This is a genomic window from Zymobacter palmae, assembly GCF_003610015.1.
GTDB classification, from domain to species: Bacteria; Pseudomonadota; Gammaproteobacteria; order Pseudomonadales; family Halomonadaceae; genus Zymobacter; species Zymobacter palmae.
Map to the genome: position 1 here is coordinate 2,065,776 of NZ_AP018933.1, position 16,553 is coordinate 2,082,328.

At 57.0% G+C, this 16,553-nt stretch carries 9 protein-coding genes; 5 read left to right on the forward strand and 4 right to left on the reverse strand.

The window, feature by feature from the left end:
* Positions 1-115 precede the first annotated feature (115 nt).
* The 5 genes from ZBT109_RS09270 (at position 116) to ZBT109_RS09290 (ending at position 9,277) form a co-directional block, all read left to right on the forward strand.
* Positions 116-2,002, forward strand: coding sequence for a hypothetical protein (locus ZBT109_RS09270; protein WP_051523801.1), 1,887 nt, complete (start codon positions 116-118; stop codon positions 2,000-2,002).
* A gap of 282 nt (positions 2,003-2,284) precedes the next feature.
* Positions 2,285-4,198 (forward strand): DNA topoisomerase III, encoded by a 1,914-nt coding sequence (locus ZBT109_RS09275; protein WP_027705174.1) that lies wholly within the window; start codon positions 2,285-2,287, stop codon positions 4,196-4,198.
* Positions 4,199-4,830: 632 nt separating this feature from the next.
* A complete protein-coding gene (locus tag ZBT109_RS09280) occupies positions 4,831-6,132 on the forward strand; it encodes an oligosaccharide MFS transporter (protein WP_027705173.1) in 1,302 nt (433 codons plus the stop codon).
* Positions 6,133-6,414: 282 nt separating this feature from the next.
* Complete coding sequence (locus tag ZBT109_RS09285) at positions 6,415-7,689, forward strand: oligosaccharide MFS transporter (protein ID WP_084261799.1); 1,275 nt, start codon at positions 6,415-6,417, stop codon at positions 7,687-7,689.
* Between the two features lie 157 nt (positions 7,690-7,846).
* A complete protein-coding gene (locus tag ZBT109_RS09290) occupies positions 7,847-9,277 on the forward strand; it encodes a YncE family protein (RefSeq protein ID WP_027705171.1) in 1,431 nt (476 codons plus the stop codon).
* A gap of 340 nt (positions 9,278-9,617) precedes the next feature.
* Here ZBT109_RS09290 and ZBT109_RS09295 read toward each other — a convergent pair whose 3' ends face one another.
* From ZBT109_RS09295 to relA, 4 genes are all read right to left on the reverse strand, one after another.
* The gene (locus ZBT109_RS09295; protein ID WP_027705170.1) at positions 9,618-10,250 is read right to left on the reverse strand and encodes a superoxide dismutase; all 633 of its coding nucleotides are present in this window, start codon (positions 10,248-10,250) and stop codon (positions 9,618-9,620) included.
* A gap of 180 nt (positions 10,251-10,430) precedes the next feature.
* The gene (gene ppc, locus ZBT109_RS09300; protein ID WP_120185361.1) at positions 10,431-13,124 is read right to left on the reverse strand and encodes a phosphoenolpyruvate carboxylase; all 2,694 of its coding nucleotides are present in this window, start codon (positions 13,122-13,124) and stop codon (positions 10,431-10,433) included.
* 219 nt (positions 13,125-13,343) lie between these two features.
* The gene (gene mazG, locus ZBT109_RS09305) at positions 13,344-14,174 is read right to left on the reverse strand and encodes a nucleoside triphosphate pyrophosphohydrolase (protein WP_038278231.1); all 831 of its coding nucleotides are present in this window, start codon (positions 14,172-14,174) and stop codon (positions 13,344-13,346) included.
* On the reverse strand, positions 14,167-16,431 hold the full coding sequence (gene relA / locus ZBT109_RS09310; protein ID WP_027705168.1) for a GTP diphosphokinase: 2,265 nt from the start codon (positions 16,429-16,431) through the stop codon (positions 14,167-14,169). Before relA ends, mazG begins: the two co-directional genes overlap by 8 nt.
* Positions 16,432-16,553 lie beyond the last annotated feature (122 nt).

Consider the following 16,553-nt stretch of genomic DNA (forward strand, 5'->3'; position numbering starts at 1 on the left):
GTTGGGGGCATGGAACGCTATTCTATTCATCTATCGGTGCATCATCAGTACGGACAGCAGGCATTGCGCCCAGCCATCCACCTTTTTTTGAACCGCAACCCTTGCCAGGAGATCAATGGGTTTTCATCTCTTCCGCTCACGACACGCGTTCGAGCACGAACACCGCTCACGCCCTTCCGCCCGCATCCGTCTAGAACGCGACGGCCATGCTCATATCCGCCGCATGGCAGCAGCCATCGAAAGTGTGCCATGGACCAACACCCTGCTGAGCTTGCTATGGTTTGGCGGCCCCGTCACCATCGCGGGCGCACTGGGCGGTTATTATCTTGGCTATGGGCACCTACCAACAATGGCCAACTTGATCTTCTTTTTCTTCTTTGCCGTACTGACAGGGACGTCGGGGATCATCTCCACCATTTTGAACAACTATCGCCGCGCGGGCCGCTATCGTCGCGCGGCTCAACGAATCGCCCGGGTGATGTCAGCACTGCCCGATATCATCCACGCGACGCGCAACCTGAGCGTGGAAGGTCTAGAAGGAGAAGCCCGCCAGCGTGAAGCCGCCACGCTACTGCTGCGTCGTCCTGACCTTTCCCCAGCGGGGCTAGAGCTGGCAGCACAGGAGCTGCTGGGGGATGAAACGCATGCCCGCTTGCTGGTCGATATCGACGTCTATCGACGGCAGGGGCTCTTCGCGCGTATTCAGGACCTATACGACGAACATCATGACACGCTGAGCGCTCAGCTGTCCGCGCTGGACGAACTGGCACCCGAAGCCGCCAGCTTGTTGCGTGATCGCTTTCAGGGACGCGCCCCCCAGCTGTACGACGGTGTGCCCCGGCCACCCAACTTCATCGAGAATATTCTGGCGGCCATTGAAGAAGACGATGATCTGCTGATGACGATGAAGGACGTCGAGGCCATGCTGGTGTTGGCCTTCGAACTGATCAATGGCCGCGAGCTGCCCACGCTGATGTTCGAGTATAAAGGGCAGTGGCGACGTGCGCGTATGCTCGACACGCTGGAACGCGCACGTTCTCGCTACCGTATCGCACAGGCCACGGGGCTCTCGCGCCTGCGCACGCTATCGTCTTATCTAGCAGAGCAGGAAGATACGCTGGTTGAAGATACCCCGGTCGGGCTGCGCAGCGACGTGTTGCTGGAACGTACCCGCGAGGCCATGGACGACCTTGCCCAGCGCATCCACCAACAGGCCGATCACGTCGAAGCGCACCGGCACGATATCGAGACACACCAGCAACTGCGCACCAGCGCTCGCACGCTGTCCAATGCAATGCGTCTGTTCCGACACATGCGCCACGGCTACGAGCAGACCGGTCGCCATCATGCTCAGCTGCTACGGCTGAGCGAACGCTGGGACAAACACAGCGAAGAAACACCACGTTTGCACCTCAAGGGAACTCGCCCGGGGCTACGCATCCGCGAAGACAGCATTGCGCTCGATGATCACGACAAGGCCACCTTTCATCGTCAGCTACTGGCCTTTCTGGATACCGATGTGCTGCCACGGCTGAACCGCGAGACACCTCGTGCGTTCACCGCCGACACCGCCAAGCGGCTAGCGATAGAGATTGCCGTCATTCTGGAGCCGATGGTGCATCTATCACACCCCGAGGTGCAGCGTGCCATCTATGCCACACATGCTGCCGACTTCAGCCCCATCGAACCTCACCTGTCAGGAGCCTCTAAGGCGGCGCTCGGCGCAGCGCTGGTCAGCGAGGTACGCGATGACCTTTCCCGCAGCGCTGAATCGCTGGCCCTTGCACTGGTACGCCACTACCGTATCGAGCTGGAAGACGACACGATTGACTTCCTTCATCGGCACTATGGCGCACGCCGCAACATGCTGACACTGGTGTCGAAGCACGACGAACGCCAGCGTCGCCCCGTCAGCCTGCTGTCCCAAGGGCTGCCGTCAATCGGCCCCCCCTCTCGGTTATGGTATCGCGCCCTAGTGCGTGCCCGGCAAGTTCTGGGATAGCGCAATGCGGCAGGGTCAACAATGGAATTCACCGCCGCTATACTGTATGGATCATCATGAGTAAGATAAGTGCATCGCTCATAGTGCTCCTCTGTCACAGCACGCCCGAAATATCGCTTAGCCGTGCGGCCCAACACGCGACACGGCAACCCAAAAATGCCGTTATCCGCAGAATACGCGGCAACGGCCAACCCTCTTAACGGATAGCAATACTTTATCGCTCGAACCTGCGCCCCGCCTTGCCAGGAACGGCGCTATACCGCTTGATCAAGGACACGGACGTTGATTCTGTACATTGCCGAAAAGCCCAGTGTTGGGCGCGCCGTTGCAGACGTACTGCCCAAGCCTCATCAGAAGGGAGACGGCTTCATCCGAGTCGCGAATGGCGACGTCGTCACGTGGTGCATCGGTCATCTGTTGGAACAGGCCGAACCAGAAGCCTATGATCCTGCTTACAAGAAGTGGAAGAAAGAACACCTTCCCATCGTGCCCACCGAATGGAAGCAGCACGTCAAAAGCCAGACGCGCAAACAGTTCAACACCGTTAAGAAACTGATCAAGGAAGCCGATCAACTGGTCAATATGGGCGACCCCGATCGTGTCGGTCAGATTTTGGTGGACGAGGTCATCAACTACTCGGGGATCAGCAAGACCAAGCGCGAAGCCACCCTGCGTTGTCTGGTCAATGACATGAACCCGGCCGCCATCAAGAAGGCGCTCAACACACTGCGCAAGAACACTGAGTTTATTCCGCTGGCCACCTCCGCACTGGCAAGGGCAAGGGCTGACTGGCTCTACGGCATCAACATGACTCGCCTCTGCACGCTGCTGGGCCAGAGCGCCGGTTACAACGGCATACTGTCCATCGGGCGCGTACAGACCCCCGTGCTGGGGCTGGTCGTGCATCGAGACCGCGAAATCGAACACTTCGTCTCCAAGCCATTTTATGACGTGCTGGTCACGCTGCGCACCGCGGCGGGCGAGTCTTTCATCGCCAAATGGAAACCTAGCGCTGCCTGCCAGCCTTACATGGACGATGAAAACCGAATGCTCTCACGAAAGCTGGCGGAGTTCGTTCTGGGCAAGGTGAAAGGCAAGGAAGGTCTTATCAAGGCCGTCAAGCGCGACAGGAAACAGCAGGCCGCACCGCTGCCTTACAACCTATCGGCTCTTCAGATCGATGCATCGAAACGCTTCAACCTGAACGCTCAGAAAACGCTGGACATATGCCAGCAGCTCTATGAACGCCACAAGCTCATCACCTATCCGCGTTCAGACTGTCGCTACCTGCCAAAGGATCACTACCACGAGCGCCAGACGGTCACCCAGTCGATCGCTCAAACGGCAACAACGCTGGCGAAAGCCGTGCAAAATGCCAACCTCAGCCTCAAGAGCAAGGCCTGGAACGATGCCAAGATCAGCGCGCACCATGCCATTATCCCCACGTCTCGGGCCATGGCTGCCGAGCGACTCACTCAAGACGAAAGCAATGTCTATGCTTTGGTTGCCCGTCAGTATCTGATGCAGTTCTATCCGCCCTTCGAATATGCGGAGCACCAGATCGACAGCGAGATAGAGGGAGGCTTATTCATCGCTCGCCAGACCTCTGTTATTGCCGAGGGATGGAAAGCTCTGCTGCCACCACAGAAGCATGCCGGACAAGGCTCGGAAGCGGGAGCACCCGCCCTGCCTGACGTGACGGCGGGCGATCCCGTGACGTGCACTGACGGTAAAGTCGATGAAAAGCAGACCACGCCCCCCAAACGCTTTACCGATGCCACCCTGCTGGCCGCTATGACGGGGATCGCACGTTTCGTATCAGACCCCGAGGTGAAAAAGGTACTCCGAGAGACCGACGGTCTAGGCACAGAAGCCACCCGTGCAGGAATCATTGAGCTGCTGTTTAAGCGCCAGTTTCTGATCAAGAAAGGCAAGGAAATCCACTCAACGGAAATCGGCCGTCAGCTTGTCGGCAGCCTGCCAGAACGCATGGTGGCGCCCGACATGACGGCACACTGGGAGTCCCAGCTTGAAGCCATCAGTGAAAAGCAGATGCGTTACGGACAGTTTATGCAGCCGCTGACGGAAGGGCTGAATACCCTGATTGCTGAAGTCGGACACAGCAACTTCTCCGCACTGCGCGGCATGGGTAAAAAAACCGTAAGAAAAGCTCGGAGAACCACCCGAAAGAAATGAGTCGTTGAGCCGTTGAGCCGTTGAGCCGTTGAGCCGTTGAGCCGTTGAGCCGTTGAGCCGTTGAGCCGTTGAGCCGTTGAGCCGTTGAGCCGTTGAGCCGTTGAGCCGTTGAGCAGGGGCATTTCATCATACAATGCCGCCCTACTGACAACAGTGTGCTTCATAAATGAAGCATGTTCGGTGCTTGACCGGGCGGCCATCGTCTATGAACGCTTCACCGTTCAGCGCCGGTATTCTTGTTGAACTCTGCGTGCTGATCGGTGGTGACGAGTGCTGCTTCCAAGGCCTATCGTCGACAGTTTTGCGCAAGCCATCATTAATTTCCCTCTCCTTTCAGTCAGCTACCGCTCCCACCGTTCAAACCTTCGGCTTTCACCAGTACGAGACGTATCGGATTGACTGAGAACACGCCCCATTTGCACAAAGCCGCACCTCTAAAAGTTATCGATCGGGCATAGACCAATAGACAACATTCCAGCCTCATCAATAAGTTGTAATCGATCTTCTGTTATTTCCCACGAATGGTAGATTGGAAATGTGACAGAGCATGCACGATCGGAACAACGTCGCTGACCAAGCCATCTTCCTGTGCACCTGCTCTGACCCTTATAGAATCTCCAGGAGTTCTGCTCATGAAAAAGCATGTAGTTCGATACTACCTGACTTTCAGTGCCATGCTGTTGTTGTTCTACATCGCACTTGGGTCCTGTTTCGTACTGTTCCAGTCATTCTTGAGTGACGAGTTGCACCTCTCTGCGCCACAGATCGGCACGGTCTACACCTTCATTGCCTTTGTCGCTTTGTTCTGTGCGCCGTTGTTCGGGGCATGGCAGGACATGCTGGGTAACTCCAAAAAACTGCTGGGCATCATCGGTATCGGGCTAGTCCTCTGCTTCCCCATTCTGGGCATGCTGATGGTCTACGTGTACCACCATGTAGCCTTCTTGCCTGCAGCCATCATCGCCGGTCTCTATTTCGGGACCATGATCCAAAGCGGTGTAGGTACGGTCGAAAGCTACTGCGAACAAGCGACTCGCCACCTCGGCGCTTTCGAATATGGTCGCGCACGCTTCTGGGCGCCAATCGGCTGCGCCAGTGCCACGGCACTGAGCGGCTATCTGCTGAAGATCAACCCGTATTTCTGCTTCTGGGTCTCCAGCATCAGCGGTGTACTGTTCCTGCTCGTGCTGTTCTCGTTCAGCGCCAAAGATCTGGAACCAGAACGCAAGGAAACTATCGCTGAAGTCGAAGCACAGGCCACAGGTTCTTTCAAAGACACCTTCATGCTGCTGCGCAGCACCACCTTCTGGGCACTGATCTCATTTTTGTTCATTGCCACCGGTGGTTTCATGCTGTTCGACCAGCAATTCCCTCTTTTCTATGCCTCGCTGTTCCCTGCCGACATGGCGAACGAAGGTGCACAGCGCGCCAGTATGATTTTGAGTGTTCAGATGATCGGCGAAGCCATCATGACGCTGCTGCTGCCGTCACTGGTCAACAAGATCGGCGCACGCAACGGCCTGCTGCTGGGCGGACTGGTGATGGCCCTACGCATCTTCCTGATCAGTATGACGCTTCACCTGCCGCGTGAAATTCAACCGTACTGGGCTGGCGCACTGAAACTGCTGCAAGCCGTCGAAGTGCCGATTCTGATCATCTCGACCTTCAAATATATCTCTAGGCACTTCGCCGAACGCTTCACAGCCACGATCTACCTGCTGTCGTTCCAGTGTTCTCAGCAGGTCTCCACAATCTTCCTGTCCTCACTGCTCGGCCTCAGCTACAAAAGCTCGCTCGGCTATACCGGCACCTACACGCTGATGGCAATCGTCATTCTGGCCTTTACCATTCTGGCCACCTTCACGCTGCCACGTCGCGGGCAGTCTTCTATCGCAGGTAACGCCACGACCACGGCTGCTGCCTCACAGGCCTGATATTCAAGCGCGTTATCATATCGAATATCACCGTATCCATTCGCTTCGGCGGATGGATGCGTTTATTCACATCACTCATTCGTTATTCACCGATGTGTTATATTTGCCGTAATTATCAATCGCGTGAAATTCCATGCCTTTATTTTTTACATGCACGCCGTGAATATCACTGACGCTTCTTTTCAGGCGCTAAAAGTCCCCGCTTGTAATACGGTGCCGCCCCCCTCGGCAATCGTATGACACTCGCATTTCTACCCCCGTTATAACGAAGAGCATTCCTCTATGCCCACACGTGCAGTTCGATACTATCTGACGCTTAGCGCTCTCATACTGTTGTTCTCCATATCGCTCGGTTCGAGCTTCATTATGTTTCAGTCCCTTCTGAGGATCGGAATTCAATTGGATACCGCTCAGATATCGATCATATATATCGCTATTGCCTTCATTGCGCTGTTTTGCGCCCCCGTTTTCGGTGTCTGGCAAGGCATGCTGGGCACATCCAGAAAGCTGCTGGCCATTATTGGCATCGGGCTGGTACTGACCACATCAATACTCGGCGTACTTTTCGTAGTGGTTGCTAAATTCTCTTTCGTACTGGCAGTGGCAATTGCAGGCCTCTACTTCGGCACCATCATCCAAAGCGGTGTAGGTACGGTCGAGAGCTACTGCGAGCAGGCTACACGACGTTTGGGCTATTTCGAGTACGGCCAAGTACGTTTGTGGGCGCCGCTGGGCGTATCTACTGCCACGGTCATGAGCGGCTTTTGGCTGACCGTCAATCCCTATATCTGTTTCTGGGTTTCCAGCGTTAGCGGCTTTCTATTCTTACTTGCGCTGATGACGCTGGATACGACACCACTGGAGCGAGTCGAAGAGACATCCGCCGCACTGCTCAAGAAAAAAAGCCCGCTAGAGTATATCCGGGCACTGGTGGGTAACTTCAAATTCTGGCGCCTAGCCAGCTATCTCTTTATCGTTAGCAGCGGTTCCATGCTGTTCGATCAGCAGTACCCGATCTTCTTTTCTAAACTGTTCGAAGTACCTGAAGTGGGTATGAAGACGGCCGGTGCAATCTTGTTCGTTCAAATGTTAATGGAAGCCGCTTGCAGCATATTCTTACCGTTCATCATCAATAAGACGGGCGCACGTAACGGGCTCTTGATCGCTGGGGCCATCATGGGCATCCGTATTCTCACGATCAGCCTGACGGCTTATATCCCGGCAAGCTACCAAATCTATTGGGCCGGTGGGCTGAAACTGCTGCAAGCTATCGAGATTCCGCTGCTGATCCTCTCGACGTTCAAGTACATTGCTCAGCACTTTGAAGAACGCTTTACGGCCACCGTCTTTCTGATTGGCTTCCAGTGCTCGCAGCAGGTCTCCACTATCTTCCTGTCGTCGCTGATCGGGCTGAGCTACAAAACATCGCTGGGCTATACCGGCACCTATGCACTGATGGCACTTGTCATCCTTGCCCTCACGTTCTTGGCGATCTTCACTCTGCCACGCCGTACTTCTTACTCACAGGACAACGTCGAAGCGATAGCCGCATCGTAAGCGTCGCCGCCATATCGGTAGTTGCCACGAAGAGCCCGTTCCTCCGGACGGGCCTTTTCTATACCTATAGCATTTATACCCACAAAATGATAATGATTTTCATTTGCATTAAACATGTTTAAGATAGCAACTCCATCCTGCCTACGGGGAGTCTGCAATGCCTACGCCGTTCGTCCATCGTGCACCACTTTCGCTAGCCTCTGCGCTCATACTTGCTCTTGCGACCCAGCACGCGCAGGCCGCCATGTCTATCCAACCCGTCGTGAAGGACATGCCTGCAACCGAAAAGCCCTATCAGCTGGTATATGTGGGAGACGATGCATCGGTACAGCCGAACCTTCGCCACTCAGTCTATGCCGCATCGTTCGGCTCGACATCAGGCAAGGCCGGGGAAGACCGCCTCAATTCGGATGACCCACAGCTGCCGCTGAGCGAGCGCTTTGCCATCGAAGGCTATGCTCGCTTCATTCAGATCAAGGACGATGGCAGCGTGACGCGCTGGGACGTCAAGGACTACCCCGCTGTGGCCAGCGCGGGAGAAAATAAACACGGCTCACCGCAGGACTTTGCCACCTTCATCCAGCACTACAATACGCCTGCCGCCAAACCACTTAGCGTGCTCAACTACCTTCAGCCGCTGCACTCTATCGACTACAACACTGGCAAGCTGATGGGACAGCAAACCTTCATCGGTCGCTACGTGGTATGGGACATGACAAAACCGACCACCGCGCAGAGTGGATACGGCGCGCTGACAGCCGACAATGTGCGGGTCAATGCGGGATCGGTTTTCAACAACTGGAAGGAAGTGCGCGTTCGCCAAGCCAAATTCAGCAGTGATGGCGACCAAATCTATGGCGTTGTGCGATCAGAGGAGGAAGACCCCGGCAGCAAAGAATTCAAGGCAGATCTGACCTACTTCCCCACCCGTGATCTGTTCCAAAACACAGCACTTGAACGGAAGACCATCAAGAATGCTTCCAGCGGTCATGCGCTCTTCATGGCGAACAATGTCATCTACACCGGCGGACGTGACTTCCGCAAGGTTGATGAGGTCACTGGCAAGGTGACACGCTATGCACTACCCAAAGGGATGGATTTCGGCGAAGGATCGCCCGCTTTTCTCAATATGATCGTCGATGACACACATCACCGACTGTATGCCGTCAACAGCCGCGATATCGACCCCGAAGAAACGGGAGCCAAAAACTATCAGGAATACCTGAGCAAGTTTGCTGATTTTGCCAAGGCGCATCGCCACGGGCTGTACGTGTTTGATATCAGACCCGATAACAGCCTTGTGCTGGCTCACTATCAACCGATGGTGCAGCCCATCGAACTGGTACTGACCCGCGATCAGAAGACCCTGTTCGTCAACGATCGCATGGCACGCACGGTCAATGCCTATGATGCCCAGTCACTGCGTCCGCAAGGTTCGGTTGAAACAACCTGCCACAACAGCAATCTGGCACAAGGGGAAGGCAACGCGCTGTACGTGACCAGCGTATACACCTACCAGCTGCATTTGATCGGCGCTGGCAACCGTGACTGCAACAGTATCAGCAAGATTTCGTACGACCTGCAGTGAGTGATCCTCTTCTCGCACGCTAGCGAGACACGCACAGGCAGCGAATGCTCTGAAAATGGGTTCGCCCTCGCCTGTGCGTTTTTTTATGCGCCATTCTCTTGTGTATTGCACTGACCGCACGGTCTCGGACAATACGGCCATGACCATCGCTGAAGCCCCCCTTCTTCTGCCACAAAAGCGCGGCCTGTCATCACGGCAACACTTGCGCCTAGGCAAGAAGATCGCGTGCAGCGCCACCGACCGCCACATACGACAGCGCCGCCCGCAATAGCGGACGGCGCTTGTTCACTTGCCAATCAACTATCGGGTCAATCGATAGCCGTTGCAGTGCAGTGCTGAATCAAAGGGCAGCATCGAAGCGACGTTCGACTTCATCCCAGTTGACCAAGTTCCAGAACGCTTTGATGTAGTCAGGGCGACGGTTCTGGTAGTGCAGATAGTAGGCGTGTTCCCAGACATCCAGACCCAGAATCGGGGTAGCATCGCTGCCACCGAAGGCCTTGGAAGCCAGCGGGCTGTCTTGGTTAGCGGAAGAGGTAACGTCCAGCTTGCCGTCTTTGTTGACGACCAGCCATGCCCAACCGGAACCAAAACGCGTCTTAGCTGCGGCTTCGAATTTCTCTTGGAACGCTTCAAAGCTACCAAACGCGTCGTTAATGGCCGCAGCCACTTTACCGGTCGGTGTCTTGCTAGCGTTCGGCGTCAGTACCGTCCAGAACAGGCTGTGGTTAGCATGGCCACCTACGTTGTTGCGCACGGCGGTCTGCAACTCAGCCGGCACCTTGTCCAGTTTCTGGATCAGCGCTTCCGGAGACAGCGAAGCCAGTTCGGCCGGCAGCTTTTCCAGTGCCGCATTGGCATTGGTGACGTAGGTCTGATGGTGCTTGGTATGGTGAATTTCCATCGTCTGGCGATCGAAATGCGGTTCCAGTGCATCGTATGCGTAAGGCAGTGTCGGCAGCTGATAAGCCATGTTCTGTACTCCTAATCCTTGTGAATATCGAACGGCAACGAAAAAAGGGCCGGTATGCACCGGCCCTTTTCGCCGCATACCTGTCATCAGTGAAGCACACTGCCCAGCGGCAGCTTGCTGATACCTTAGGTATGAGGCTTTTTGCCGCACTTTTCAAGTGCCGCAGTCAGTTTTTTATCATCAACCAGTGTTGCGCAGACCCGCCGCAATACCTGCCATCGTGACCATCAACGCTCGACGCAACGATACTGGAATATCGCCGTTGGCTACACGCTGACGCTGCAGCAATTCAGCCTGCAGACGGTGCAGCGGATCAATGTACGGGTTGCGCACATCAATGGCCTGCTTGATCAGCGGGGCATGTTCGAGCAGCGTCTTCTGACCGGTGATAGTCAGCAGTGCACCGCGCAGCACGGCCAAACGCTCACGCAGCGACTCACCCAGCAGTCGCAGCTCAGGATCGGGCAGCAAGTGCTGTTCGTAGTCGGCAGTGATCGACGGATCGGCCTTCGACAACAGCATTTCCAGCAGGTCGAGATAGGTACCAAAGAACGGCCACTGCGTCATCATTTCCTGCAGCCGTGCCAATCCTTCAGGTGTCTCGATACGCTCGGAGAATGCGGCATCGCTGCCCAGCCATGCCGGCAGCATCAAGCGCGTCTGCGTCCACGCGAAGATCCATGGGATCGCGCGCAGCGTTTCCACCCCACCGCCCTGTTTCTGACGGCGTGCAGGACGGGAGCCGAGCGGCAGCTGGCCCAGCGCGGTTTCCGGCGTGACCGTACGGAAGTACGGTACGAATCCTGGCGTTTCACGGACAACATGCACGTAGACACGGTGGGCCTGCTCGGCCAGACGGTCCATCTCTTCACGCCACTCGGGGCGCGGTGCCGGCGGCGGCAGCAGCGAGGCTTCGAGCACGGAGATCGCGTAGATTTCCATGTTACGAATCGCGACTTCCGGCTGGCCGAACTTGAAGCGAATCATTTCGCCCTGCTCGGTCACACGCAGGCTGCCGTTCACAGAACCCGGCGGCTGCGACAAGATGGCAGCGTGTACCGGACCGCCCCCACGGCCGACGGTACCACCGCGACCGTGGAACAAGGTCAGGTGTACATTGCGGGCGTTGCAGATACTCACCAGCGTTTCTTGAGCGCGGTACTGAGCCCATGCTGCGGCCAGCTGTCCGGCATCCTTAGCGGAGTCAGAATAACCGATCATCACTTCTTGGCGGCCATGAATCAGCGCGCGGTAAGCGGGGATGTCGAGCAGGCGGTCAACAACCTTACCAGACCGATCAAGGTCGGCCAGGGTTTCAAACAGCGGAGCGATCGGCAGGTAAGCGCCACCAGCTTCCTTCATCAGCAGTGCTACGGTCAGCACATCGGAAGGCTGCCCAGCCATCGAGATAACATAGCTGCCCAGTGCTTCACGCGGTTCATGAGCGATGGTCTCGAAGGTGTCCAGCACTTCGCGTGTATCGGCAGAACACTCCCAATGACGCGGAATCAGCGGACGACGGGAACCCAACTCGCGAATCAGGAATTCCTGACGGCGTTCTTCGTCCCAGTCAGCATAGTCTTCGTTCCACAGTGTCTGTACCAGCTCGGCCATCACTTCCGTATGGCGCTCGGAATCCTGGCGGATATCGAGGCGCGACAGCGTCATGCCGAAGCAGGCAACACGGCGCAGCGTATCGAGCAGCGCACCGTTGGCGATACTCGCCATCCCGCACTCGCACAGCGAGGCGTGGCAACGCATCAGCGGTTCCTGCAGATCGGCACGCGTCAGCACCAGTTTTTCACGCGTGACGTAGGCGTCACCGTTCAGCTCAGCCGATAGCGCTTCGCAGGTCGCCTGCATACGCACCATCAGCTTGTCGAGAATGGCGCGATAGGGTTCATTCACCTCACCGGTCTCGGCGAGAATGTCCGCATTGGCCTTCCACATCGACAGCTGGCTGCGCAGCGAGCGCAGGTCGTCCATGTAGAGGCTGGCGGCCATCAGGCGTCCCTGACGCAGCACTTCATGCGTGACCTTAGCGGTCACATTCGGGTTGCCATCACGGTCACCCCCCATCCACGATGCAAAGCGGATCGGTGATGCCGTCAGCGGCAGGCGCTCGCCAATCGTCGTCAGCAGCTGGCGGTCCAAATCACGATAGAAGTCCGGCAGTGCACGCCACAGCGAGTTCTCAATGACGGCAAAGCCACCGCGCGCTTCGTCTACAGGCGTAGGACGCTCACGACGGATCTCATCCGTATGCCAGGCTTGGCGGATCAGTTCTTCAAGGCGCTCGGTCAGGCGGGCACGGCGTTCCGGCTCTTCCTGGCAGGCTTCGAGCTGTCCTAAGCACTGGTCGATCATGTCGTACTTCTTGATCAGCGTCCGGCGCACGACTTCGGTCGGATGAGCGGTCAGGACGAGATCGACCTGCATAGTGGATAGGGTGTCTAGGATGCGCTCCGCGGGAATGCCCTTCTCAAGGATACGGGACAGGAGGCTATCCATGTACGGCTGAGTGCCGGGACGGTAGTCCTCGACGTGGCGAACGTGCGCGCGGTGATGCTGCTCGGCAATGTTGGCCAGGTTGAGGAACTGGTTGAAGGCACGGGTTACCGGCAGCAGCTCGTCTTCGGACAGGTCATGCAGGTTGCGGGCCAAGGCCTTGCGCCCTGCCTCACCGGCATCGCGAGCTGCCTTCGCATCTGCTCGAATATGTTCGATACGCTCGACGAACTTCTCACCGAGATCATCGGCAATCGTTCGCCCCAGCATATCGCCCAATAGGGTCATATTGTCCCGCAGGGACTCTCCGAAATCGTCTCCTACCGACAGCGTGGCCGATGGTGCTGGCGACTGTTCATTGTTCATCTGACTCTCCATGGTCGTGAGCACGGGTCATGTCTGCACTCTCTCTTGTACATGGTTATGAAGTGACTTCCAACCCCACACTCGCTATTCCGCGGTGTCAGCCTGTCGTGGCTCACATCACGCTGCGCTCGCCCGCAGGGGATCGGGACGGCAGACAGCAAAAGACCGCCCCGTGAAAGGCGGTCTTCTTAATCAGCATACTGCTATTTCAGTCTGAACTTAACCTTCAGCGTAAATCCGCGCCTTGGCATCGGCCCAGATACGGTCAAGACGCTCAGGGTCGCGATCGCCTTCGGCATTGAGTGCTGGTTCCATCGCTCGAAACCGTCGCTCGAATTTACGGTTGCCCTGACGCAATGCGTCTTCAGCGTCGATATCGAAGTGGCGACACAAGCTGGCCGTAATGAACAGCAGATCACCCAGTTCATCTTTGATGGCAGCGGAGTCACCCTGCTCAATGGCTTCTTCGACCTCCGCCAGCTCCTCATGCACCTTTTCGATTACGCCACGATGGTCCGGCCAGTCGAAGCCAACCTGCGAGGCGCGCTTCGACAGCTTCTGCGACCGCGACAGCGCTGGCAGCCCGACCGGAATGTCGTCAAGCTGGGAGGCGCGCGTCTGCTCGGCACGCTCATCGCGTTCATCACGTTTGCGCGCTTCCCACATCCGACTGACATCAGCTTGGGTCAGGCTTCGCGCTGGCACGCCTTCACGGCGACTTGCCAGATAGCCGTCAGGGAAGACGTGCGGGTGACGCGACACCATCTTGGCCGTCAGGATGTGAATGACATCATACAGGTCGAAGCGCCCTTCCTCTTCGGCAAACCGTGCGTAATAAACCACCTGAAAGAGTAGGTCACCCAGCTCTTTCGGCAGCTCGTCGTAGGCACGACGCTCGATGGCATCCGCCACTTCATACGCTTCTTCCAGCGTATGCGGCACGATCGTGTCCCATGACTGCTCGACATCCCACGGGCAACCGTACTGCTCGTCGCGCAGCACTCGCATCAGCGTCAACAGATCATCCAGCGTATAGCGCTGTTCAGCCATCGTGCTTTCCTCCCTGACGCAGGCGGCGGACATCGGTCACGTTGCTCAGCTGCTGAACGCGCGAGCAGACCCGGCTCAGCAGTTCGAGCCCTGATACTTCAAGGGTGATGACCAGCCGCGCCATATTTTCATCGTTGGTGCGTGAGTTGACGCCCAGTACGTTGGCCTTCTCGTTGGACAGCACATTAATGACGTCCTTGAGCAAGTTATGGCGGTCCCATGCGATGATTTCGATATCAACGCTGTAGGTTGTCGTCTGCTGACCACCCCACTCGACCTGCACCACACGGTTGGGGTCATCCAACCGCAGCTGCAGAATGTTCGGGCAATCCTCTCGGTGAATGGTGATGCCGCGACCGTGAGTAATGAACCCCGCGATCTGATCGCCCGGCACCGGATGGCAGCAGTTGGCCATCTGGGTCTTGAGATTGCCGACCCCCAGTACCGTGATCTGATCGGCAGCCGCCTTGCCGCCACCGTGACGCGAGCGCGTCAGCAGTTTGTCGAGTTTTTCTTGTGCTTCGTCATCGTCATCACCGTCGCCGAACAGCTGCTGCGCCTGAGACAGCACCTGACCGATGCGCAGATCACCTGCACCGATGGCCGCATACATGTCGTCAGGCGTGGTGTAGTTGACCGCTTCGGCCAACCGCTCAAGGTCGAGGCCTTCGAGCGCCAGACGATGGAATTCCTTCTCAAGCAGTACACGGCCTTCTTGGACGTTCTGATCACGGTCCTGCTGTTTAAACCAAGCCTGAATCTTCGAGCGCGCGCGCGAAGTGCGCACGTAGCCAAGGCTCGAGGTCAGCCAGTCGCGGCTCGGGCCGCCCTGACTAGAGGTCAGAATTTCAACCTGCTGGCCAGTCGACAGCGGATAGGTCAGCGGCACAATACGCCCGTTGACCTTGGCCCCACGGCAACGGTGACCAATTTCGGTGTGCACGCGATAGGCAAAGTCGATGGGCGTTGCACTGCGCGGCAGGTCAATGACGTGACCGTCCGGCGTAAAGACATAGATGCGATCTTCGGCAATATCTGAGGCAAGATCGGTTTTGAAGTCACTCGACTCGCCCACCTCGTCCTGCCATTCGAGGACGTGACGCATCCACGCAATCTTCTGCTCGTAGCCACTGCTACGCGAGTTGAGATCGGTACCCTTGTAGCGCCAGTGCGCACATACCCCCAGCTCAGCATCATCGTGCATGGCAAAGGTGCGAATCTGGATTTCGAGCACCTTATTCTGCGGGCCAAGTACGGCCGTATGCAGCGACTGATAACCATTGGGTTTGGGGTTGGCGATGTAATCGTCGAATTCATGCGGGATGTGGTGCCAGCGTGAGTGAACCACGCCCAGCACGGTGTAGCAGTCAGACACGCGCGGCACTAGCACCCTGACGGCACGCACGTCGTAGACCTGACTGAAGTCGATCTTCTTGCGCTGCATTTTGCGCCAGATCGAGTAGATATGCTTGGCACGCCCATCGATATCAAACTTCTGAATGCCCTGCTCGCGCAGCAGTTCAGCCAGCGTTTTTTTCACTTCATCGATATAGCCAGTGCGATCAAGGCGCTTTTCCGCCAGCTGGCGGGCAACGGCCTTGTAGTCGGCGGTGTGCAGGTAGCGGAATGCCAGATCTTCTAGCTCCCACTTGATCTGCCCAACGCCCAGTCGGTGCGCCAACGGAGCGTAGATATCGAAGACTTCACGCGCGAGCCGCTGCTGCTTCTCTTCAGGATCGTTACGCACCTGACGCAACATCGCTGTACGCTCAACGATCTTGATCAGTGCAACGCGCACATCGTCAATCAGCGTCACCAGCATGCGCCGGATATTGTCCTGCTGGTTGTACTGAGTCAGACCTTCGTTGATCTGACGCTGGCTGATGGCCGCCATGCGCTGCACGCCGTCAATCAACCCGGCCACTTCGTGACCGAACTGCTCTTCGACTTTTTCGATCGGCAGGATGCCTTTGCGCACGCCGCGATACAGCACGGCGGCCATCAACGCCGGCTGGTCAAGGTGCAGACCGGCCAGTATGTCGGCCATTTCAAGCCCGATGGAAAAGCTTTCGCCGATATTGCGCCACGACGGGTATTCTTTGGCCGCATTGAGGGCGTGGTCTTCGGCCATGCGACAGGCGGCGACCATGGCGCTACGATCCTTGAGCGCAACACGCTGCTCAAGACCGGCGACCCATCGTTCGATATCGACGCGTCCATCCGGAAGCAATGGCTGGTCTTCACGCACTTTCACCATGACTGGAGCCTCCCTCCGCCTATCAGGCTTGCTTGTCCAGAAGCGGCGCTGCCGACGTGAAAAACGACCGCAGCGCGACATCCTTAATCAGGTTTTCGCGGGGGCTTCTGTACCCCGCTGTT

Coding starts and splice junctions, on each gene's coding strand:
- ZBT109_RS09270 (WP_051523801.1), top strand. CDS start 116: ATGGGTTTTCATCTCTTCCGCTCACGACACGCGTTCGAGCACGAACAC.
- ZBT109_RS09280 (WP_027705173.1), top strand. CDS start 4,831: ATGAAAAAGCATGTAGTTCGATACTACCTGACTTTCAGTGCCATGCTG.
- ZBT109_RS09285 (WP_084261799.1), top strand. CDS start 6,415: ATGCCCACACGTGCAGTTCGATACTATCTGACGCTTAGCGCTCTCATA.
- ZBT109_RS09290 (WP_027705171.1), top strand. CDS start 7,847: ATGCCTACGCCGTTCGTCCATCGTGCACCACTTTCGCTAGCCTCTGCG.
- ZBT109_RS09295 (WP_027705170.1), bottom strand. CDS start 10,250: ATGGCTTATCAGCTGCCGACACTGCCTTACGCATACGATGCACTGGAA.
- ppc (WP_120185361.1), bottom strand. CDS start 13,124: ATGAACAATGAACAGTCGCCAGCACCATCGGCCACGCTGTCGGTAGGA.
- mazG (WP_038278231.1), bottom strand. CDS start 14,174: ATGGCTGAACAGCGCTATACGCTGGATGATCTGTTGACGCTGATGCGA.
- relA (WP_027705168.1), bottom strand. CDS start 16,431: ATGGTGAAAGTGCGTGAAGACCAGCCATTGCTTCCGGATGGACGCGTC.